Below are 21,969 nucleotides of genomic sequence, written 5' to 3'. Positions count from 1 at the left end.
AATTAATTTAAAAATTCATTAATTTTCATAGAAACTTTTTCAGAAAAAAGGTTAGAACCTACTTCATTTAAATGAAATGTATCGTAATAATACTGAGTATGATTTGACATTTCATCATAAGCCATATCAATGAACAGGAAGTTTTTATCTTTTTTTTGAATCAAATTTAGTTCGTCAATTATTGATTCTCTTTTCAAATCAAAACTTTTAGTTAACCTGAGTTTGTATTCGGGCATCCAGACAAAGATAATTTTTGCGTCTTTATGAAGTCTCCAAGTGTAAAAATTTATCATATCATGCAAAAGAAGTATCTCATGCTTATTTTCAGCTTTAAAAGTTAAATTTGGGAATCGACTTAAATTATGATAATCAACTTTAAAAATTCTGTTTTGAGGACAATATCCTTGAATTGTTTTTACATTTTTTTCAAAAGGATTTGAAAAATTAGCTATAACTCCTTCTTCCAGCATTTTAATTTTTTGATTGTATTTCAACAATGGTATCGTCCTAAAAAGACTAAATCTATTATCAAATTTTGTTGTTAATGAATCTATACTTTTGTTATAAATAAAAGGATAAAATTGTTCTTCATCAGGCAGTTTAGTGCTTTTAACAAAATATGCAAGATCAATATTCTGAATTATTACTTTTGGTGTTTTATTATTTTTAAGATAAATATCAAATTTAGATTGCTGAAGATTATATGATCCCGCATTAAAACTTAGATTAAAACAACTTAAATTTAGTTTATCTCCTATAATTACCGGATTATATCCTACGAAACCTCTTGAAGAACCATTTATAATAATTTCACTATTGATTTTACCATTCAGAATATTTGCCCAATCATTATATCTTGAATTTTTAAGTTGCTTAAATCCATTGTCTGAAAAATACTGAATACCAAAGGCAAAAACTAAAGTAACAGCAATAATTTGAATGATATATTTTAAAAAAACCTTCATTATAAACCAGTTAAAATTGAAAATAAATGAATTTACTTTGAATATCAAATTGTCCAAACAATAAAATAAACAAAATAGTGATTACTACTTTAATCTTTGAAAATCTGTCAAATAACGGACATTCTTTGTTTCTGTTATTCCATTCCAATAGAATCAAATAAGGTAAAATAATTATAATAATAAAACTTACATGTTCTTTAAAACTATCTAAAGTAAAATTAAAAGAAACAATTCTTTTAATGTAATCTAACGCCATATAAATGTTTAGAGATCTAAAAAATATCCATGAAAAGCAGGTGATCGCAAATGTAACTAAGATGCTCCCAATTGTTTTTGCAGAAGAAACATTCCATGAAATACGTATTTTTCCAAAATTATTCCTATTTTTCTTTAGCAACAATAGTACTAAAAAGTAAGTTGCATGTATTAGTCCCCAAACAATATAAGTCCAATTTGCACCATGCCAAAATCCACTTACGAGAAAAATAATAAATACGTTTCGTATCTGCATTAACTTTGAGCCCTTACTCCCTCCTAAAGGAATATATAAATAATCCCTAAACCATGATGAAAGAGAGATGTGCCAACGACGCCAAAACTCAGCAATATCTCTAGAAAAATAAGGGTAATTGAAGTTTCTTAATAAATCTATTCCAAATAATTTTGAAACGCCTAATGCAATATCTGAATAACCTGAAAAATCTCCGTAAATTTGAAATGCAAAATATACTGCCCCCAAAATCAATGAAAAGGAATCCATCGAAGCATAGTTATCAAATATATTGTTTGCATATATTGCGCAATTATCTGCTATAACTACCTTTTTAAATAATCCCCATACTAATTGGCAAAACCCTTCTTTGGCTTTTTCAAAATCAAATTCTCGTTTTACTTTTACCTGTGGTAATAAATGAGTGGCTCTTTCGATTGGTCCGGCTACAAGAAGCGGAAAGTAGCTTACAAACAATGAATAATCTATAAAATTATATTCGGCTTTAATTCGCTTATAATAAATATCAATTACATAAGACAAGCCGTGAAAAGTATAGAATGAGATTCCGACAGGAAGAATTACATTTAATAAAACTGGACTTGTTTTTAACCCTACTGAATTTAATAATTCTGAAAAGGAAGCCGCAAAAAAATTATAGTATTTAAAGATTCCTAAAAACCCTAAATTGACTAATATACTCAGCCAAAACCAAAATTTACGGCTTTTCTCTGACTTTCCCTTTTCGATCTGTATTCCCGTATAATAATCCAAAAAAGTTGAAAACACCAATAAAAAAAGGAATCTCCAGTCCCAACATGAATAAAAATAGTAACTGACAATAATTAATAAAGCATTTTGAGTGCTTTTGGTTTTATTAAAAACAAACCAATACAAGAAAAAAACGATTGGTAAAAAAATAGCAAATGCTATGGAGTTAAAAAACATAAAGTAGTTTAAAATTATATTTTAAATAAAGATGCAAATAAAAAGATTATTCTTTAGAAATAATAGTTTTAATTGCTTCCCAAATACGTTTGGATGCTTCTTGTGGAGGATGCTGGTTTATTATTTCAAACCATGTCTTAGCATCTTCAATAGTATGTTGCGGGTGCTGTAAACCAAATTCAATCTTATCAGCGATTTCATTCGCAGAACCTAACCAAATTACTGCATTTTTATTAGTCATTGAACGAAAGTGAACATAATTGTAAATTTTCGAAACAGACCAATTCTTATCTATTTTAGCCTTTACATCATAATTAATAAATGCGCATGGCTTTTTATAAGCTGCATAATCAAAAACCATCGACGAACCTAAATTTATCACCATTTCGGTATGCAGTATCGTATTAGTCTGCAGGATCACATCTGCTTTGGTTGGTAAAATGGTATTCCACCCTTGTCCAATTCTTTCCCATAAGGGAGTAATTGGCATGATAATATCCGGGTAATTAGCTATTACAGTATCAAACCTATTCGAAAAATCAACTGGACAACGTCTAAAAAGTATTGCCAGGGAATATCCCTTTACATTCAACTTTCTCACAGCTTCTGCTACATCACTCAGGTATTGGGGATCATCCGGGCATGTTGTGATATCATCTCCCGAATAGCAAATGTATTTTTTATTTAAATCGAGTTGATGTTCTTTATAAAATTGCTCTTTTGCAACACGCAGATTACTTTCAAAATGATTTTCAAATTGAGGTGTACCTGTTATGATTATCTGTTTTTCGCTTATGTAGGGGTAATAATGAAGTAATTCCTTTTTCATGTGTTCACTCCACACAAAATAAAAATCAGTTTCCACCACCATAGTGGCTTTTGGCAAATTATCCCAGGAAAAGATGAATGTTGCCGTTGGAATATTCATTTTTTTGGCTGCCAGTAAGGGGGCGATTGCCAAGACCGGACGCTGATTGGTACAAAACACAAAATCTGGTTTTTGATCTTGTAAAGTTTCCAGGCACTCATTAAAATAAGAGGTACTACTTTCTAATTTTAAAATTCTTTTTCGGACTTTTTCTAATCCTTTGGTTGAGGAATAAAAAGTAATTAAAAATAGTGAAAGTAAATTTTTTAAAGCTGGTTTAATTTTTTTATAAGAGAAAGGAAACCTATAGGTATGATAAACCGGATCGTTTTCTTTTTTTATATTCAAATTAATTTCAATATGCTTACGGGCATTTTTATAACTATCAGTTAAAGGATTTGATTTTGCTTTTTTGATCTTAATTTCATTAAAACCTAATGTTGTTAAATCAAACGGTGTGTTATTCCAATAGGTTATATCAAAGTTTTTCTCTATTCCTATTTTTTGAAAATTAGAAAAAGCAAAATTCCGAAGACCAATCCCGTCAGGTAATAAAATAAATATCTTTTTGTTTGGCATTAACTGTCTCTAAATTGTTTTTGATGATTGAGCTGCCAAATATCCGAATTTTGGAGACATTTAAGAAATAATTCAGCACTATTTCCCTGACCAAAATCATTATTTGAAACTTTAATTTTGTGCCTGTCTATTATGGAAAGTGCTTCATTTATTCCTTTTTCAGAATAATCGGCATTAATAATGTCAGCATGAACAGCTCTATTTTGCTGACGGGTTCCGATATTAATAATTGGAATTCCATAATAAGGTGCTTCACGAATACCTGCACTGCTGTTGCCAATAATAAATTGACTGTTTTTTAATAATGTTAAAAAGTATTCAAACCGAATTGAAGGAAAAATTCTGAATTTTTCTTGATGTTTTAACTTTTCGTAAGCATCAAGAATAAACTGGCTTCCTAAATCATTATTTGGAAAAATAACCACATAATTATGATTGTCTTTCAATAAGCAATCTACAAAAGAATTTGCGTACTGCTGCATCGACTGAAACTCAGTAGTTACCGGATGAAACATTACAATGGCGAATTTACGGAATGGGATTTCATAATAATCCTTTACAATATTCAATTCTGGTAGTTGATTGGAAAACATAATATCAATATCCGGAGACCCAATTGTAAAAACCGATTCTTTTATTTCTCCCATTTGAATCAGCCTTTTTTCAGCTTCTTTATTTGATACAAAATGTATGTGACTTAATTTACTAACACTGTGGCGAATTAACTCATCAACTGTTCCTGAAATTTCTCCACCTTCTATATGTGCCACTAAAATATTATTGAGCGAACCTACAATAGCTCCGGCAAGAGTTTCTACACGATCGCCATGAACTACGATCATATCCGGATTTATATTTTTGCAATAATCCGACAAGCCTTCAATGGTCTTAGCTAATGTTAAATCCATTGTGGTTTCGTGCGTATGGTTCTCAAAAGTAAATAAGTTTTTAAAATTACAACGCTCAATTTCTATCAACGTATAACCATAAATTTCCTGTAGGTGCATTCCTGTTACGAAAACAAAAACTTCAAATTCGGACTTTTCTTCCAGAATTTGAATTAATGATTTTATTTTCCCAAAATCTGCCCGGGTTCCGGTAAGGAAAAGGATTTTTTTCATTTAAATACTTTAATCGAAATCAGAAAAATCTAATTGCTCATCATTACTAATATCCCTCAGGGCAATTTTATCAATCAAATCATTAAAATGTTCAGCGGGGATTTTTCCTGTCCCAGGTCGTTTTACCCAAATATTTTCCTTAGATAGTTTTTCACCTTTCTTAATTGATTTTATAGCACAGACTGTTGCAAATGCAAAATCAATTGTAACTTGTTCCTCTAAGGCCGGCTTTTTAGTTCCACCACGCATCAGAGCTATTTCTGCACTTGAAACAATCAATTCCTGACAAGCTTTTTCATCCATACTGCAGACAATATCCGGACCTGTACGCTGCATGTGATCTGTAAAATGCCTTTCTAAAATACTTGCCCCAAGAGCTACTGCTCCTAAACACGCATTATTATTCAAGGTATGATCAGACAAACCAAAGACCTTATCCGGAAAAGCTTCATGCATTTCTATCATGGCACCAAAACGAACCAGATGAATTGGTGTTGGGTATAAATTTGTTGTATGTAATAAAGCTACAGGAATATTATTTTTATCAAAAATAGCAATAGCTTTTCGGATGCTTTCAATCGTATTCATTCCCGTACTTAAAATAACAGGTTTGCCAAAAGAGGCTATATGTTCAAGTAATGGATAATTATTACATTCACCAGAACCAATTTTATAAGCAGGTATATCAAATTTTTTCAAACGCTCTGCAGCAGCACGAGAAAACGGTGTAGAAATAAAAATCATTCCTTTGCTTTCTACATAATTTTTAAGTTCTAACTCATCCGCTTCATTCAAAGAACAGCGTTCCATGATTTCGTAAATAGAAACATCAGCATTACCGGGTGTTACTTTTTTGGCTGCTCCGCTCATTTCGTCTTCTACAATGTGTGTCTGATGCTTGACTACCTCCACTCCTGCCCGGTACGCGGCATCTACCATTTCTTTAGCTACCTGTAAAGAACCTTCATGATTTATTCCTATTTCGGCAATAACTAAAGGCGGAAAATCGGAACCTATTTTTCTTCCTGCAATTTCAATGTATGTGTTCATAAAAGGGTGTTCTGAATTATGTTTTTATATATTTATTGTATAAATATTCTGTGTAATCAAAATCTTCCTGAGTGTCTATGTCAATTTTGTCAAAAATAGAATCTATTACGAATGGAAAAGCATTTTCAGAAATAATTTTATCCCCTAAAATCAATTTAGCCTTACTAATATAAAGCAATCCATTTTCGAAAAAAAGAGGCTCTAAATCCTGACTGCGTTGTCCTATTTCGTAATTAAAAGGAATAAATTTTTTATCCTCAATTTTTCCAAATTTTTGATGATTTCTGGTGACCGTAAATAAACTGTCTTGTTGATTTTTCTGATAATATTTGAAAGCATCTTTTAGCAAATTTTCAGGTCTCAAAGGATTAGTAGGTTGTAAAAGAATAATATTTTCTATTTCTTCATCGATTTGTTGCAATACATTTTTGAGGGCCGAAACTGTGGGCTCAAAATCACCTGATAATGATTTTGGCCTGTCGATTACTTTTGCCCCAAACTGCAATGCTACATTTTTTATTTCATCATCATCAGTTGACACGTAAATTTCATTAATTATATCACTATTTGCCTTAGCATATAAAATACTATGGGCAATCAGGGGAATTCCTCCAAGCAGTTTTATATTTTTTTGAGGCAATCTTTTAGAGCCTCCACGAGCTGGAATGATGGCAATAGTTCTCATTTGTTAAAACCTGTTTTTAGCATTTTCGATAATTTTATTCATACCTGAATTCCAGCTTTGCGCTGAATACAAATTATCGGGAATTACAATATCTTTTATTTCTTCTTTATTTAGAAATTCGAATATGGCGTCTTCCCATTCCTGCTGAAAATGCGGATTCTCTATTAGTCTGCCTAGCGCTCCATATTGTAAAACTTCCGGAACGCCTCCTATTGCCGATGCAATGCAATAACAACCTGAATGCAGGGCTTCTATTAAGCTCATCCCAAAACCTTCATGACAAAGTGTTGGAAACAAATAGCAATCTGCCATTTGGTAATATTTTGGAAGTTCATTGTTTGGAATTTTTCCTAAAAAATGAACTCCTTCAATTTCGTGATTTCGGGTAGCTCCAACGACCAGTAAAGCTATATTTTTGTTTTGTACATGTATCTTTTTCCAAACTTCCAGTATAAAGTCCAATCCTTTTTTGGGATGATCTTTAGAACACCAAATAAAAACCTTTTTGTCTTTTAAATCTAATTGGTTTTTGAAAATTAACTTTTCTTCAGAGGAAATTTTATGAAATTGATCTGTATCTATTCCATTATGCAATACCGAAAATTTACAAGGCAATATGGTATAGGTATCCTTGTGTACCTTATAACTATCATGCGTGAGTAAAATCATTTCGTCAATACTTTCGAAAAACCATCTGCCATAAAAATTGGCTAAATAAGGAGGGTATCCATGATAAAAAAACTGAACCTGGCAATTTTCTCTCCAACCATTTTCAATCAAAATTTTTTGTAAAGGTTTTATTATGCCAAAATTATCAACGATCTGGATGATATATTTGCCATCTTTTTTAATTACCTTCTTAAAAGCTTTTAAATATCCTAAATAGGTTTTTTTAAAGATTTTTCTTTTTACTTTATCAATTATAGTTTCAGACACAAATTGATATTTTACAGTATTTATTACCTTGTCAGGTGCATGACAGATTACATAATCTATTTGATGATTACTACTCAGATAATTATAATACATTGTTGTCCAGCTTCCGGTTTTAGAATAGGGAAGTGGAAATTGTGATACTAAAATTACTTGTGCCATCCGTTTTATAAATTTAGATTCTAACTATTTTTTTATTTTAAAACTTATACTTTTTAGATCGTTGCTGACCTTATACGTATAAGGAAACTGGTGATAAAACGAAATTATATGTAAAAGTAACTTATCATTTATTTCTTTTAAACTATAATATTTGGGTACTTTTTTACCCATTCTTTTTTTGAGTTTGTATTTCAAGGATGTCTGAAAATCATCTTCAACAAAACAAACTGATAAAATACCTTCCTGAAATCGTGGAAGCTCAACAAATAAAAAATGTTCGATTACTTCTGCTTTATTATTCAAAACCAGATTGGTGTCAAAACACTCTAATTCATTAAACTCTGATTCTGAAATTATTTTTCCCCAATTTTGAGAATTTACATTCTCTATCTCATTTTGAGAATTGTGTACTAAATGACGATGATTTATTTCTACAATTTGCGATAACTGTAATTCTGTGTTTAAATGTACTGTTTCTCTTTTTCTGTAATTTTTATGCCATTGATGTAACATCAATATTTTTTGATCATAAAATTCTAACTCACAACCCGCTTTTCTTATTCTGTTGTGTATTTCTGTATCCTCTGCTCCCCAAAAATGAAAAAATTCATCAAATCCCTGAATACTTTTTAACTTTTCAACCGGGAAAAGGGTCACTCCGGTGGAATCCCTGCTGCCTAAAAATTTAATATTATAATCATCATAATTAACATCCTCTTTTTTATTCTCGTCATCAGACATGTAGCCAACCTGAAAATAAGTTATCTTGTCAGGATTGCATTTCTCTTCTAAAACCGATGTGAATTCAGGATGAAAAATCATATCCACATCAGCTGTAAAACAATATTCGGAATCAAGGTTTTTTAAAACATAATTAAAAGCTTTGCTCTTGTTCCAAGGCTGAAACTCAGAAAACAGATAATGATAATTACAAAAAGAAAACTGCTCAACCAGTTTTTTTATTTCTGAAGCAATTTGTTTTTTAGATCCGTAATCGACAAAAATAACATTAAAATTTTGTTTTGCCTGTGAAGCTAATGAATTTAGAGAACGTTTAACCCTATTAATTTCCCGGTTTCGATAAGCGTATAAAATAGTAACCATTACAATTCTTTTAGTTTATTTTCAAAAATCCTACTACTCTAAATATTTAATTAATTTTAAAGAGAATTTTAAGTAGCTTCAACTGCACCCTCCAATTCTTGCCGTAATATTTAAAAAAATAGAATGGAAACTCTAAAAATTGCACTTTTAGCCTCTCCTTATGCGAATTATATTTTGTTGCTCCTTTACTGGTTAATCCATTTAAATCATAAATTGCAAAAGGGATATTGAAATGAATAAATTTAGTTTTACTTTTAAATAAAGAAAAATGCATTTTCCAATCCGAAATGTATTTTAATTTTTCGTCAAAAACATTATCTACAAAAAGAGATTTATGGTAAATTACAGCCTGTTGACATATCGTATTGGTAAAAAGAAACCGTTCATCTAAATTTTCCGGATATTCAATCTTACTTTCAGTTAAATTATTTTTCTTCAAATATATGGGTGCATAATAAACAGCCTGGTGATTTAAAGTCAAAACAATTTTATTTATAATTTCTTTATCATCTACTAATATATCGCCACTATTTAAAAACAAAAAGTAATCACCTCTGGCCTGTAATATCCCCTTGTTCATTGCGTTATAAATACCTTTATCAGGCTCACTTACCCAATAGTTTAAGTTTTCATTATGAGCAAGTAAGTATTCGGCACTCCCATCTGCAGACCCTCCGTCAATAACAATATATTCAAATACTTTTGAGGATTGATTAACAACACTTTCTACGGTTTTTTTAAGCCCTTCAACGTTGTTGTAATTGATCGTAATAATGGATATTTTCATGCCATTGAGAATTTTCTAATGATTAAATAAATTATACCAGATACTCTTTAGCTTCTACTTTAGACAATCCTTTCCAAATAATAAAATAACGCATTACCTTCTTATTTAAAATAAACTTTGCAAACAATCTGTTTTTTATAAAATACAAAGCCTTTGAATTACTTAGCTTGCCTTTAAGGATAACCGAATCTATTACCTCTTGAGTAACAATTTTATCACTTTCAGCATGCATCCAGTCTTCAAGAGTATTCCCCATATGATAGGCATAATTTTCTGTTGTGGACAAACGCCAAAAACCTTTTTTAATGACTGGTATATCTAAAATTTGATTTTCACTATTACCACCAAGTTTATAATTTGAATATTTCATTTTTACACTTTCAAAAATATCGCCTCTGTACGTTGTCGCAAAATGTCCGGCCCCGATAACTGCTTTTTGATTTTTGTTCACAATTGTCAAAAACTTTTGCAATTGAATTTTATTATAAAATTCCGGGTTACCAACACTTTCTGCAAACATCTTTAATCCTTTCTGATTGATGACATTTGAAAACAGGATTTTTTTTGAAAAAAACATATCCCAATAAATATTGGCTGTATAAGTTCTTAAGGAACGTGATGAGGGTGTAGGGCAAACAGCACCGGCTTTAGGAAAGTTTTCAAAGATAGTATAAGTCGATTTTTGCCAGCCATTTAAAAACATAACATCTGAATCTGCAATCGTAACAAGAGAAAAATTATGCCCAATAATCCCTTTTAAAACTGCATTTAGTTTACCAATGTTTGTGGTAGTGACAACTTCATGAATTTGCTCATTTAAAAACAACTCATTTAAATAATCAGTAACCTCTTTACAACTTCCGTTATTTACAATTGTTATAAAAGTTTTTTTGTGGGATGTTTTAAATAACGAGGTTAGACATAATTTTAAAATAGCAAAACTGTCCTTAAAATATCCTTTATGATCTGGAATATAGACAGGAATAATTACCTGATGGGAATAAGAATCAGACTTTGAATCTTCTTTATCTTTATGAGGATTATAGCCTATTCGCATTGGATAATTTATTTATTGTCTGTTGATCTTTTGAATGTTCTTGTAAATATCTATTTCTGATTTTATTTGATATATCTAATGTTTCTTGATTATTTAATTTTTTTATTTTTAGCATACTTTATTCAATTTTAAATTTCTGGTTGATTCTGTCAAAGGTTATCAAAGGCGGATAATCAAATAGTGATTCTTTCGTTTTTTTCATTTTCAGGTAAAAAATGGCACCAAATATTTGTTTAAAAGGTTTGAATCGGAATTTATTTATTGCAAGGTCATATTTTCTTATTTGTATTGCTATTTTTTTTTCTTCAAGTGAAATGGCATTGTTAACCTCAATATTTATTCTATCACTCGCTTCTATGAAATAGGCATCCTTATGATCTAAAGACAGTTGATTTTTGGATCTTACCCGAAAACCTGCTAACAAAGCATTGGTAACAAATAATTTTTCAAACCTAAAAAAACGAAGCCACAATTCTAAATCACTTGCATATTTCATTTCAGTTTCCAATTTCCCTCCTGAGATTTGCCATAAAGATCGTCTCCAAAAAACAGACTCTTGCTGGATCCAATGAAAGTTACCTGTATAATAATTAAATTTGGACCATCTTTTTACTTTACTGACCCCTATTGTCCTGCCTCCCTCATCTAAAGTAGAGGGAACTCCCTGAAGCCAGTTTACTCCGTCTAAGTTAAATATTTCAGCAACCGTAAAAAAAGCTTTTGGATGATACACATCGTCTGAATTGATCCACGCCATAATTTCACCGGTCGATTTATCAAATCCTTTTTGGACTGCTTGATATAAACCATTATCAGGCTCGCTTATCCAGTATGTTAATTGGTCTTCATACTTTTTAATAATATCAATTGAATTATCAGTACTGCCACCATCAATAATAATATACTCCAGATTAGGGTAGTTCTGAGATAAAACAGACAGAATAGTATCCTCCAGATATTCTCCTCCGTTAAAATTTGGTGTTACAATTGATATTTTCGGGTAGTTCATTTTTAATTGATTACTGAAATTACATCCATAAATTTCTGTCCGAATAAATACAATTGGTCTTTATATTTAAACTCTGGCCTATTGACATTATTTTCTAAAAAATAAACCATTTTATTTATCAACTCTTCTTCATTCTCAGGATCAAAAAAATACCCCTGATTGCCTAATTGTTCTTTATGAACATTTAAGGATGAAACTATAACATTTTGATTCATGGCTTTAGCATCTTCAACCACACTACTCCATCCTTCAAATAACGAAGGTTGTATTACGGATAAAGCATTATTCATAAAACACAACTGTTCTCCTCTGTCAATAAATCCTAAAAATTTAATATTATCTTGTAAGTTATGATCTTTTACAAATTGTTTTATATCATCAAAATAAGCAGGATTTCTATGATCATACTCTTTACCCGAAAAAACAACCTGAAAGTTATAATTATAACTTTCTTTGATTTTCTTTACAGCTTTTAAAACAATAATATGGTTTTTATGCTTCCAAAATTGATTAGGAGAAAAAAAGTACGGAACTGCATCTAGATTATATTTAATTCTAAGTTTTTCAATGTCAATATTCGAATAATTGGGGTGAAAAACACTAAAATTCACTACATAGGTCTTTGATTTTGCATTAGGATACAGTTTCTTAAAATCATGGCTTGCATCATTACTACTGAACAAAATATATTTATCATTTGACAATAGTTCTTTTTGCGTTTTTTTTCTAAAATACAAATAATCTTCTGAGAAAAGATGAGGCAGATAAAGTTCCTGAAAATCCGGTATCCAGTATAAATGCTTTCTAATTGAATTTGGAATTTGTATTTCAGTGGGGTGAAACAAGACATCTATCCCATAGTTTACTTTTTTTTTCGCTATATCCCTTCTGAACATCATTCTAAACAACTTGTTCAAACATTTTTTTAAAAAAGACGGTGGCTTATTTAATTGCTTATAAGTGATAAATGGATAGTTAAATGAGTGAATTGATTCAAAAGAAGATGGATCGTTACTTAAGATAATCAGATGTGGTTTTTGATTATCAGCTAATAAATTAAGAGACTGTATGAGATTTTGGTAATAATAGGTCCCTCCAATCCAATTTTCGTCGTAAGAATAAACAATCCCTATTTTAATTCTTTTAGCCATAAAACATATTTTTTAATCCCTTCTTCTAAACTGAATGTCTTTTGAAAACCCATTTGAATAATTCCGGTAATATCTGCTACCCAATTATTAGGATCTCCAATTTTAGTTTCTCCGTTAAAAGCAAGTTTCTTTTGAGGAGAAAACTCTTTAATGAAAACTTTTGCTGCTTGAGCAATTGTAGTTTCAGTATTACTTGCCACATTATAAATGGAGCCTTGAAAAGAAGAATGGTGAATAACTAAATCTAAAATTTGTATTAAATCATCTATATATATAAAATCCCTGGTCTCAGTACCGGAACCAAAAAGAGAAACTATTTCATTATCAATTGCCTTTTGGTACAAATCCCAAAAAAGCTGTTTTCTTAACCCTGGTCCGTATGCCGAAAAAACGCGTAAGCTACAAGTATGCAACCCAAAAAATTTATGATATTCTGTTAAGAGCAGTTCACTTTGCAATTTATGAAAACCATAAGGAGACAATGGTTTGCAAATACTGTTCTCTGCAATTGGTAAAACTTTCGGGTTACCATAAACAGCAGCACTGGAAAAATTAATAAACTTACAATTACTATTATAGTCCCTAATCGCTACTAATATTTTCTGTACATTAACAACATTAAGTTCAAAATCCTGTGAAGGATTTTCAAAAGAAAAACCAACATGTGCAGAGCCTGATGCATTAATACAAACATCAAATTTGTTTTCCTTAAAAGCTGCAGAAAAATCAGAGTTATGACGTTCTATTTTGTAAAATTTTTCTTTTTGACTTGCATTAACATCTGCTTCCCAGACTTCAAATCCTTTATTAGAAAAATAATCAACGCAATGACTGCCAATAAATCCACTGGAACCTATAATTAAGATTTTCATGTTTTTATTGTTATATAAGAATACATTCTTCCTGGAATTTCATTTTCATTTAACTTCTTACTTTCATTTAAACCTTTCCTCTTTAAATATAAATACTGAAAAAAAGTAAGCCTTGATAAAATGCCAAATTTATTCTTAAAATTGGAGATTGCTTTTGATCTTCTAATTTGAAAGTTATTCAGAATTTCTTCTTTAGAAACCGGAAAATAATTTATGACACTCTCATAATATTTGATTTCTTTTTCTACTTTTAAGCCTGCTTTTTCCATCGCCGTTCTATATTCTACAGTTTGAAAGGCGTTTTCCCCTCCGTAAAATTTTTGCAGGGGATGATTTTCTAAAAACCATTCTTTGTCTTTTTGATTAAAAATTACATGATCCCGAATGGTAATAAATAATCCCCTTTTTTTTGTGACTCTGCTTGCCTCAGCAACAAATTTATCCAGATCGTATGCATGATGCATGCATTGACGCGTATAAACTATATCAAAACTTTCACTTTGCAGTTGGAGTTCTTCAGCAAAAGCTTCGTAAATCTCTAAATTAGTTAAATTATAGTGATGTTTTAATTTCCTAATTGCTCCAGCACCAATAGTCTCGCTTGGATCTGGCTCTATAGATACAACATGATAACCTTCTAAGGCCAATGCCACGGCACTAATTCCGTTTCCACTACCAATATCTAAAATTGTTTTAGCGAAAGGTTGATATTGTTTTAAAATTTTTAGAGTTTCAATAAATTCTTCACTTTTTGTAAAACGTTCTACATTTAAAGGAAGATTTTCTTCAAAATAAGCTTTATCCACTAAATAATCAAATTCTGGCTGCGTCCGAATAAACTTAATAGTTTCTTCCCAAGTCATTCTATCTTTCATTTTCTGGAATTTCTTTTACCATTCGTGCCGGATTCCCTGCTACAATCGTCCAGTCTTGGACATCTTTTGTAACTACGCTACCTGCACCAACGATAGCTCCTTCACCTATAGTTACTCCTTTTAAAATAATACTATTAAACCCAATCCAAGCTTTATCCTTTATTGTAATTTTAGCTTTTTTTACATTCGTCCAATCTTTGTAAGCACCTATTTTATTTTCATCTAAGCCTTTTTTCCAATCTAAAACATCATCTTTACGTTCAGACCAAATATTAGAATGAGAATTATTATCTGCAACTGTACATCCCCATGAAAACATAACATCATTGCCAATTTCTATTTCATCAATACAAATAAAAGTTCCACCTCCAATGAATGTTCTATCACCTATAGTAATTTTACCATCTTGAATCTCAAAAATAAAGTTGCCTGTAATATGGCAATTCTCTCCTATTAGAATATATTTTTTATTTTTTATTGGGTTTCTAAGCGAAATATGAGCTCCTTTAATATTTGATGAAATAGGAGAAACTATATAATCAGAAACCTTCAACGCTAATTTAGAGTTCTTTTTGCAAAAAAAAATCTTAATATATCTCTTTAATTTATGTATCACTTTTATATAATTTTCCAATTACAATCCACAAAAACACATCCATAATCATTTCCGCTATAGAGATTAAAATCTGAACCCGTTTCAACAATTTCGAAAGAAAGACAATCTTGTTTATAATCTATAACCTCTAAATTAGGAATATGTAGACCAAAAGTAAGATTAAATTGATTTGGCACTAAAAATTGTTCTGGTATTTTAACTTCAAATTCATATAAACCCGCTGATTTTATCCTTTCTCCTAGTTTTATTTCTGATGTAAAAATAACTCTTCCTTTTATATCGACCAATCTGAATCCTAAATGTGCTTTTAAATGCGACTCATCTATTTTCACTTCTATTTTAATAAAAATACTTTCATCAAAACCAAATTCAGTACGTAAATCTTTTTTATCATCTACTAATGAGAGTTTTCTAAAACCAGATCCTTTAGATGTATCATTAATGTATTGATTAACATATCCTCCATATTGATTTGACTTCAAATAATAATCTATACCTTCATTTGTATTACCCTCAAAAACCATAATTCCATTTTCCATCATTATAGTTTTGGTACACAATTGTTTAATTGCTGCCATATTATGACTTACAAACAAAACAGTTCTTCCTTCTCCTTTAGAAATATCCTGCATTTTGCCTATGGCTTTCTTTTGAAACTCAGCATCACCTACTGCCAAAACTTCATCAATTACCAAGATTTCGGGCTCTAAAAAAGCAGCTACGGCAAAAGCCAAACGTACAGTCATACCACTACTGTATCGTTTTACAGGAGTATCAACATAGCGTTGGCATCCAGAGAACTCAATAATTTCATCGAGCTTTGAGGCGATTTCTTTTTTTGTCATTCCTAAAATGGCTCCGTTTAAGAAAATATTTTCACGCCCGGTCATTTCTCCATTAAAACCGGTACCAACTTCTAAAAGTGAAGCAATACGGCCACGCGATTTGATACTTCCTGTAGTTGGAGCTGTTACCTTAGATAAAATTTTTAAAAGCGTGGATTTTCCTGCTCCGTTTTTACCAATAATGCCGAGAACTTCTCCGCGTTCAACTTCAAAATTAATATCCTGCAGAGCCCAGACATAATCAGAAGTTCCTTTAGTAGAACGATCATTTGTATCACCAATTTTTAAATATGGATCGTCTTTACCACGTATCTGGTGCCACCAACGGTTTACATCATGGCTTAAAGTTCCTGTACCTACTTGTCCTAAACGGTATTGCTTAGAAATGTTTTCGGCTTTTAATATTATATCCTTTTTCAATTATAAATTGTAAATTATGAATTGTAAATTATTTGAAACACTAATTATCAATAATGATTTCTTAAACAGTGTCAATAAAACTTTTCTCTGTTTTATTAAAAATTAAAAGCCCCACAAAAAAGACGGCGATGGTAACTAATAAAGTATAGCCTAATCCTAAAATTGAAATTTCTCCGGTATTTAACAACATATAACGAGAGGTCTCGATAATATATGCTAATGGGTTATATTTTACCAACCAGCCAAATTTAGGTAATTTATCTTTTATCAGCTCCATAGGATACATTACTGCAGATAAATACATTAATAACTGAACACCGAAAGTAACCAAATTACTTAAATCACGATACTTGGTAACCATAGAGGAGATTAGCATTCCTAATCCTAATCCTAAAATACCCATAACAGCTATTAAAATCGGAAAAAATAAAATAGTCGTATTCAATATCAAATTATACCCCTGAAAGTAATAAAAAATATAAAATACTATAAAGATCAGAAATTGAATTCCGAATTTAATTAAATTAGAAATTACGACCGAGAGTGGTGTAATGATTCTGGGGAAATAAACTTTTCCAAAAATATTGGCATTTGCTTTAAAAGTATCAGATGTACCTGTAAGGCAGGCAGTAAAATAATTCCAAACCGTAATTCCTGCTAAATTAAATAAAAATGAAGGTATTTCACCTGTTTTAATTCCGGCAACATTATTAAAAATTATAGTAAACGTGACTGATGTAAATAAAGGCTGAATCAAATACCAAAGTGGCCCTAAAACTGTTTGTTTGTAAACCGTTATAACATCTCGTTTCACAAACAGAAATAATAAATCCCTGTATTGCCATATTTCTTTAAAATTTAAAGAAAAGAAATTGTTTTTCGGTGTTATTTCAAACAGCCAGTCTTTATTATTTTGAGTATTATTATTCATTTTGTTAATTAACAGGATTTTTACCTAATCAGAAAAAGATTAAAAAGCAAAAAAGGCGTTTTATAAAACACCTTTTATGTATACAATAAGATTATTATAATCAAACATTTATTTATCTAAAACTTCAAAAGCAGAATTCATACTTTTAAATTCAGGAACAATTTTTTTCATTTTACCCACTATGTCATCATTACTATAAAAATTCGCAATCGCTATGAGTTCTTCAATTTCAGTATGCAAATTTTCATATTCATCCTGTATTTCCTGAGCAATCATAATTTTATTGTGATACGTAGGCAAGGTTTTAGAAGTGTCGTTCAATAACTCTTCATATAATTTTTCACCTGGCCTAAGCCCCACAATTTTTATTTTTATTTCTTTATCAGGAATAAAGCCGGCTAACTTAATCATCTTTTTGGCTAAGTCAATAATCCTGACCGGTTTTCCCATGTCAAAGATATATATTTCTCCTCCATTTCCCATTGCTCCAGCTTCTAAAACCAACTGACAAGCCTCCGGAATAGTCATAAAGTAACGAATGATGTCCTGATGGGTTATAGTGACAGGACCTCCCTCTGCTATTTGCTTTGTAAATAATGGTACTACAGAACCATTAGAACCTAAAACATTTCCAAAACGGGTTGTAATAAATTTTGTAACACCTTCCTCTTTTTCTTTTTTGTTTTTCAAAAACAAAGACTGAACATATTTCTCGGCAATACGTTTGCTGGCTCCCATAACATTGCTTGGATTTACCGCTTTATCAGTAGAAACCATTACAAATTTCTTAACGTTATACTTACAAGATAAATCGGCTAAATTTTTTGTACCCTTAACATTTGTAAGGATTGCCTGCGAAGGATTGTCTTCCATTAAAGGAACGTGTTTATAAGCCGCTGCATGAAAAACTACCTGTGGCCTAAAATCAGAAAATATTTTTTCTAACGCTTTTTTACTTTTGACATCGGCAATAACAGCTTTTATAATAGTTTGAGAACCCAATGCCAGAGTTTCTAAACATAAATTATGTAATGGTGTTTCTGCGTGATCTAAAATCACAATAGTTTTTGGATTAAATCCTAAGACCTGTCTTACAATCTCACTTCCAATTGAACCTGCAGCACCTGTGATAAGTATAACCTTATCCTTTAATTGTTTGGATATTAATTTACTGTCTAATACTATTGGCTTTCTCTCTAGTAAATCCTCAATCTGAATATTCTTTACCTTTTGAGAAATTTCTTTTTGATTTTCCCAATCTGAAATTAAAGGAACAGCATATACTTTATAATTAAACTCTAAACATTGGTCAACAATAATTAATTGCTCTTCCTTAGACAAACTTTTATCTGCAATAATAACAGCTTCAGCCGCTACCGACCTCATTAAAGCCGGTAATTTTTTCTTTTGAATCAGTATAGGTAAATCCAGCATTCGTTTAGAAGCATTTTGATTGTTTTTATCCACAAAACCAACGATCTTAAACCTTGAAGGAGTTTCAAATTTTAATGCGTTTGCAACTGAAATTGCATTGGCATCCGTACCATAAATAACTGTCCGTATTAATTTAGAATCTGTTTTTTCTGAAAAATAGATTTCAAAAGTCTGTTTTACAACTACTCTGTATAAGAATAATCCACAAAAAGAAAGTACTAAGTTTATAAAAAGTCCTGTATTTAAAAATGCCTTATAGCCTGAATATAACTCAAAAACTAAATTGAAAATCAAAAAGAAAATCAAAACTGACATTTGAGAAAACAACAGCTTTATTGCATCAATGTAGGAAGAGTGCCTGATGATTCCTGAATATGTCCTAAACAACCAGAAAAAAAATACATTTACAAAAATAAGACTTGATACAAAATAAAAAAAGTTTGATGTTATAATATAGCCTAATGCTGTTCCCTCAAACAACATATAAGTCAATGTAAAGGAAAACACAAGAACCATTATATCAATAGCAACGATAATCCATCTTGGCAAATAACTAAGATTATTCAGATTTGCTTTAAGATTTCTGGGTGAAAAAATGTTATGCAGCAAAGCAGACATTTTGGTTGGTTTATCTGTATTCAAATTCTTTTTTATTTAGTATTGAAACCTCAGCATAGTTACAAAAGTAATGATTAAAGATTTCAAAAAAATATTTCTTTCTCAAATTAAATTCTCGCTCCCTTTCTTTTTTGTTTTAAAAATTCTATTAGATAAGCCCCGTATCCTGATTTAACTAAAGGTAACGCAAGCTGTTCAAACTGTTGATCTGAAATAAAGCCTTGCCTCCATGCAATTTCTTCAATGCACCCAACTTTTAAGCCCTGCCTTTCTTCCAAAACCTGAACAAATTGTCCTGCCTGCATTAAACTATTAAAAGTCCCGGTATCTAACCAGGCTGTTCCCCTGCTTAAAATTCCAACTTTTAGAGAATCTCTTTCTAAATAAACTTTATTTACATCTGTAATTTCATATTCTCCCCTTCCACTTGGCTGAATATTTTTGGCTATTTCTACAACTGAATTATCATAAAAATATAAGCCCGGAACAGCATAGCTGGATTTTGGCTCTTCTGGTTTTTCTTCAATAGAAATAGCTTTTAGGTTTTCATCAAATTCAACGACCCCATAACGTTCCGGGTCAGAAACGTGATAAGCAAATACTACCCCTCCCTTTGGTTTCGTATTTGATTTTAAAAGTTCCTGCATGTTAGACCCAAAAAATATGTTGTCTCCCAATATCAATGCAACATCATCATTTCCAATAAATTCTTCTCCAATGACAAAGGCCTGAGCCAAACCATTGGGAATAGGTTGTTCTGCATAGCTAAATTTACATCCCAAACTAGATCCATCTCCTAATAATTTTTTAAAATTTGGCAGATCATGTGGCGTAGAAATAATCAATATTTCGTTTATTCCGGACATCATCAAGGTTGACAATGGGTAATAAATCATTGGCTTATCATATACGGGCATCATTTGCTTACTCATAGCAAGAGTCAAAGGATGTAATCGTGTTCCTGAACCGCCTGCTAATATAATTCCTTTCATAATATAAATTTAGATTTAAGATTTCATTATGGATCTCTTAAATTATTATACAAACAATTTCTTTAAGCTTTCTTTATAATCAGGCACAACTAAATTATAAATTGTTTTTATTTTTTTCTTATCTAATAATGAAAATTCAGGGCGTTTGGCAGGAGTTGGATATAATACTGACGGAATTCCTTCCACAGTGCAACTATACCCTCCAAATTCTTTTATGCTTAACGCAAATTCATACCAACTTATTTCCCCTTCATTTGAATAATTATAGATTCCCGGTATCCAATTTGGAGACTCTAAAATATCCAACATGGCTTGAGCTAAATCAGCTGCATAAGTTGGAGAACCAATTTGATCGTTAACTACATTAATTGATTCTTTTTCCTGCATCAGTCGCTGCATGGTTTTTACAAAATTATTGCCAAATTTACTATAAACCCATGATGTCCTTATTATAATTGAATTAGGGTTTTCATTCAGACAAGCTACTTCACCAGCACGTTTGCTGGCTCCGTAAACATTGACCGGATTTGTTTCTGCTTCTTCACTCAAGGCAACTGAAGAAGATCCGTCAAATACATAATCTGTTGAAATATGTATTAATTTTACATCATTATCCTGGGCGTATTTTGCTATCAGTTCTACAGCCGAGTAATTTACAATGTATGCACTTTCTTTTTCTGATTCTGCTTTATCAACCGCTGTATAAGCACCACAATTTAAGATTATATCAGGGGCTATCTGAATTAATTGTCTTTTTAATGTACTCAAATCATTTAAAGTAGCCTGAGTTCTGTCTGCAAAAAACCATTCATACTGTGAATATTTTGACGACAAAACTAAAAGTTCAGATCCTAATTGACCATTTGCCCCTGTTACTAATACCTTCTTCATTAAAATAAGCTATTACAGTTTTCTATAAAAGGCAAAATTTGATCTTTATCCGATACAATTGCATCCTCCGGATTCATTCCCCAATCAATATTTAAGGATGGGTCGTCAAATTTAATTCCACCCTCAAAACCTTTATTATAAAACTGATCACATTTATATATTACTGTAGCAGTTTCACTAATAACCGAAAAACCATGGGCAAACCCCTGAGGAACTAACAATTGTTTTTTATTTTCTGCAGAAAGTAAAATGCTAAATGATTTTCCATAAGTTGGGGAGTCTTTTCTTAAATCTACAGCAACATCAATAATTTCGCCTTCTAAAACACGAATTAATTTCGTTTGTGCAAAAGGTGGATTTTGATAATGCAACCCCCTTAAAGTTCCTTTTCTCGAAAAAGATTGATTATCCTGAACAAAATCAATATCTATTCCTAATTTCTCAAATTTAGTTTTACTATAACATTCAAAAAAATAACCTCTTTCATCTTCAAAAACTGTTGGTTCAATAACAACTAAATCCTGTATAAACGTATTTTCAATTTTCATTTTAAAATGTAACTCTTT

21 protein-coding genes are annotated in these 21,969 nt (G+C 30.9%); all 21 read right to left on the bottom strand.

Annotated elements, in window-relative coordinates; genetic code table 11:
- Positions 1–2: 2 nt before the first annotated feature.
- Entirely contained in the window at positions 3–965 is a 963-nt protein-coding gene (locus DMB65_RS05485) for a hypothetical protein (protein ID WP_123955272.1), read from the bottom strand.
- A gap of 10 nt (positions 966–975) precedes the next feature.
- The gene (locus tag DMB65_RS05480) at positions 976–2,403 is read right to left on the bottom strand and encodes an MBOAT family O-acyltransferase (protein WP_110305646.1); all 1,428 of its coding nucleotides are present in this window, start codon (positions 2,401–2,403) and stop codon (positions 976–978) included.
- Between the two features lie 46 nt (positions 2,404–2,449).
- The gene (locus DMB65_RS05475) at positions 2,450–3,850 is read right to left on the bottom strand and encodes a UDP-glycosyltransferase (protein ID WP_110305645.1); all 1,401 of its coding nucleotides are present in this window, start codon (positions 3,848–3,850) and stop codon (positions 2,450–2,452) included.
- Entirely contained in the window at positions 3,850–4,971 is a 1,122-nt protein-coding gene (neuC, locus tag DMB65_RS05470) for a UDP-N-acetylglucosamine 2-epimerase (protein WP_110305644.1), read from the bottom strand. Before neuC ends, DMB65_RS05475 begins: the two co-directional genes overlap by 1 nt.
- 9 nt (positions 4,972–4,980) lie before the next feature.
- Positions 4,981–6,021 carry an N-acetylneuraminate synthase gene (neuB, locus tag DMB65_RS05465; protein ID WP_110305643.1) on the bottom strand — a complete coding sequence of 347 codons (1,041 nt, stop codon included), beginning with the start codon at positions 6,019–6,021 and terminating at the stop codon, positions 4,981–4,983.
- Positions 6,022–6,037: 16 nt separating this feature from the next.
- Positions 6,038–6,706, bottom strand: coding sequence for an acylneuraminate cytidylyltransferase family protein (locus DMB65_RS05460; protein WP_110305642.1), 669 nt, complete (start codon positions 6,704–6,706; stop codon positions 6,038–6,040).
- Positions 6,707–6,709: 3 nt separating this feature from the next.
- Positions 6,710–7,801: a glycosyltransferase family 4 protein gene (locus tag DMB65_RS05455; RefSeq protein ID WP_110305641.1), complete on the bottom strand. Its 1,092-nt coding sequence runs from the start codon at positions 7,799–7,801 to the stop codon at positions 6,710–6,712.
- Between the two features lie 24 nt (positions 7,802–7,825).
- Positions 7,826–8,905, bottom strand: coding sequence for a glycosyltransferase family 2 protein (locus tag DMB65_RS05450; RefSeq protein WP_110305640.1), 1,080 nt, complete (start codon positions 8,903–8,905; stop codon positions 7,826–7,828).
- 46 nt (positions 8,906–8,951) lie between these two features.
- On the bottom strand, positions 8,952–9,692 hold the full coding sequence (locus DMB65_RS05445) for a glycosyltransferase family 2 protein (RefSeq protein ID WP_110305639.1): 741 nt from the start codon (positions 9,690–9,692) through the stop codon (positions 8,952–8,954).
- A gap of 31 nt (positions 9,693–9,723) precedes the next feature.
- A complete protein-coding gene (locus tag DMB65_RS05440) occupies positions 9,724–10,749 on the bottom strand; it encodes a glycosyltransferase (RefSeq protein ID WP_110305638.1) in 1,026 nt (341 codons plus the stop codon).
- A 118-nt stretch (positions 10,750–10,867) separates the two neighbouring features.
- Positions 10,868–11,758, bottom strand: a complete 891-nt coding sequence (locus DMB65_RS05435) for a glycosyltransferase family 2 protein (protein WP_110305637.1) — start codon at positions 11,756–11,758, stop codon at positions 10,868–10,870.
- A 2-nt stretch (positions 11,759–11,760) separates the two neighbouring features.
- Entirely contained in the window at positions 11,761–12,909 is a 1,149-nt protein-coding gene (locus DMB65_RS05430; protein WP_110305636.1) for a glycosyltransferase family 4 protein, read from the bottom strand.
- Complete coding sequence (locus DMB65_RS05425; protein WP_110305635.1) at positions 12,888–13,781, bottom strand: NAD-dependent epimerase/dehydratase family protein; 894 nt, start codon at positions 13,779–13,781, stop codon at positions 12,888–12,890. Before DMB65_RS05425 ends, DMB65_RS05430 begins: the two co-directional genes overlap by 22 nt.
- Entirely contained in the window at positions 13,778–14,656 is an 879-nt protein-coding gene (locus DMB65_RS05420; RefSeq protein ID WP_110305634.1) for a class I SAM-dependent methyltransferase, read from the bottom strand. The genes DMB65_RS05425 and DMB65_RS05420 overlap by 4 nt, the downstream gene beginning before the upstream one ends.
- Positions 14,646–15,272 (bottom strand): acyltransferase, encoded by a 627-nt coding sequence (locus tag DMB65_RS22630; RefSeq protein ID WP_110305707.1) that lies wholly within the window; start codon positions 15,270–15,272, stop codon positions 14,646–14,648. Before DMB65_RS22630 ends, DMB65_RS05420 begins: the two co-directional genes overlap by 11 nt.
- Positions 15,273–15,274: 2 nt before the next feature.
- Entirely contained in the window at positions 15,275–16,537 is a 1,263-nt protein-coding gene (locus tag DMB65_RS05410; RefSeq protein ID WP_110305633.1) for an ABC transporter ATP-binding protein, read from the bottom strand.
- Positions 16,538–16,598: 61 nt separating this feature from the next.
- Entirely contained in the window at positions 16,599–17,468 is an 870-nt protein-coding gene (locus tag DMB65_RS05405) for an ABC transporter permease (protein WP_110305632.1), read from the bottom strand.
- A gap of 108 nt (positions 17,469–17,576) precedes the next feature.
- Positions 17,577–19,544, bottom strand: coding sequence for a polysaccharide biosynthesis protein (locus DMB65_RS05400; protein WP_110305631.1), 1,968 nt, complete (start codon positions 19,542–19,544; stop codon positions 17,577–17,579).
- A gap of 83 nt (positions 19,545–19,627) precedes the next feature.
- Entirely contained in the window at positions 19,628–20,512 is an 885-nt protein-coding gene (gene rfbA / locus DMB65_RS05395; protein WP_110305630.1) for a glucose-1-phosphate thymidylyltransferase RfbA, read from the bottom strand.
- 45 nt (positions 20,513–20,557) lie between these two features.
- Entirely contained in the window at positions 20,558–21,403 is an 846-nt protein-coding gene (gene rfbD, locus DMB65_RS05390) for a dTDP-4-dehydrorhamnose reductase (RefSeq protein WP_110305629.1), read from the bottom strand.
- Positions 21,403–21,951: a dTDP-4-dehydrorhamnose 3,5-epimerase gene (gene rfbC, locus DMB65_RS05385; protein WP_110305628.1), complete on the bottom strand. Its 549-nt coding sequence runs from the start codon at positions 21,949–21,951 to the stop codon at positions 21,403–21,405. Before rfbC ends, rfbD begins: the two co-directional genes overlap by 1 nt.
- Between the last annotated feature and the right edge of the window lie 18 nt (positions 21,952–21,969).

It is taken from the genome of Flavobacterium cheongpyeongense (assembly GCF_003202435.1).
GTDB classification, from domain to species: Bacteria; Bacteroidota; Bacteroidia; order Flavobacteriales; family Flavobacteriaceae; genus Flavobacterium; species Flavobacterium cheongpyeongense.
The sequence above is the reverse complement of the archived record's forward strand: the minus strand, read 5'-3'. Positions and strand labels throughout refer to the sequence as shown.

Excerpts from the sequence above, each read along its gene's own strand:
- DMB65_RS05485 (WP_123955272.1), bottom strand. The coding sequence starts at position 965 with ATGAAGGTTTTTTTAAAATATATCATTCAAATTATTGCTGTTACTTTA.
- DMB65_RS05480 (WP_110305646.1), bottom strand. The coding sequence starts at position 2,403 with ATGTTTTTTAACTCCATAGCATTTGCTATTTTTTTACCAATCGTTTTT.
- DMB65_RS05475 (WP_110305645.1), bottom strand. The coding sequence starts at position 3,850 with ATGCCAAACAAAAAGATATTTATTTTATTACCTGACGGGATTGGTCTT.
- neuC (WP_110305644.1), bottom strand. The coding sequence starts at position 4,971 with ATGAAAAAAATCCTTTTCCTTACCGGAACCCGGGCAGATTTTGGGAAA.
- neuB (WP_110305643.1), bottom strand. The coding sequence starts at position 6,021 with ATGAACACATACATTGAAATTGCAGGAAGAAAAATAGGTTCCGATTTT.
- DMB65_RS05460 (WP_110305642.1), bottom strand. The coding sequence starts at position 6,706 with ATGAGAACTATTGCCATCATTCCAGCTCGTGGAGGCTCTAAAAGATTG.
- DMB65_RS05455 (WP_110305641.1), bottom strand. The coding sequence starts at position 7,801 with ATGGCACAAGTAATTTTAGTATCACAATTTCCACTTCCCTATTCTAAA.
- DMB65_RS05450 (WP_110305640.1), bottom strand. The coding sequence starts at position 8,905 with ATGGTTACTATTTTATACGCTTATCGAAACCGGGAAATTAATAGGGTT.
- DMB65_RS05445 (WP_110305639.1), bottom strand. The coding sequence starts at position 9,692 with ATGAAAATATCCATTATTACGATCAATTACAACAACGTTGAAGGGCTT.
- DMB65_RS05440 (WP_110305638.1), bottom strand. The coding sequence starts at position 10,749 with ATGCGAATAGGCTATAATCCTCATAAAGATAAAGAAGATTCAAAGTCT.
- DMB65_RS05435 (WP_110305637.1), bottom strand. The coding sequence starts at position 11,758 with ATGAACTACCCGAAAATATCAATTGTAACACCAAATTTTAACGGAGGA.
- DMB65_RS05430 (WP_110305636.1), bottom strand. The coding sequence starts at position 12,909 with ATGGCTAAAAGAATTAAAATAGGGATTGTTTATTCTTACGACGAAAAT.
- DMB65_RS05425 (WP_110305635.1), bottom strand. The coding sequence starts at position 13,781 with ATGAAAATCTTAATTATAGGTTCCAGTGGATTTATTGGCAGTCATTGC.
- DMB65_RS05420 (WP_110305634.1), bottom strand. The coding sequence starts at position 14,656 with ATGAAAGATAGAATGACTTGGGAAGAAACTATTAAGTTTATTCGGACG.
- DMB65_RS05405 (WP_110305632.1), bottom strand. The coding sequence starts at position 17,468 with ATGAATAATAATACTCAAAATAATAAAGACTGGCTGTTTGAAATAACA.
- rfbA (WP_110305630.1), bottom strand. The coding sequence starts at position 20,512 with ATGAAAGGAATTATATTAGCAGGCGGTTCAGGAACACGATTACATCCT.
- rfbD (WP_110305629.1), bottom strand. The coding sequence starts at position 21,403 with ATGAAGAAGGTATTAGTAACAGGGGCAAATGGTCAATTAGGATCTGAA.
- rfbC (WP_110305628.1), bottom strand. The coding sequence starts at position 21,951 with ATGAAAATTGAAAATACGTTTATACAGGATTTAGTTGTTATTGAACCA.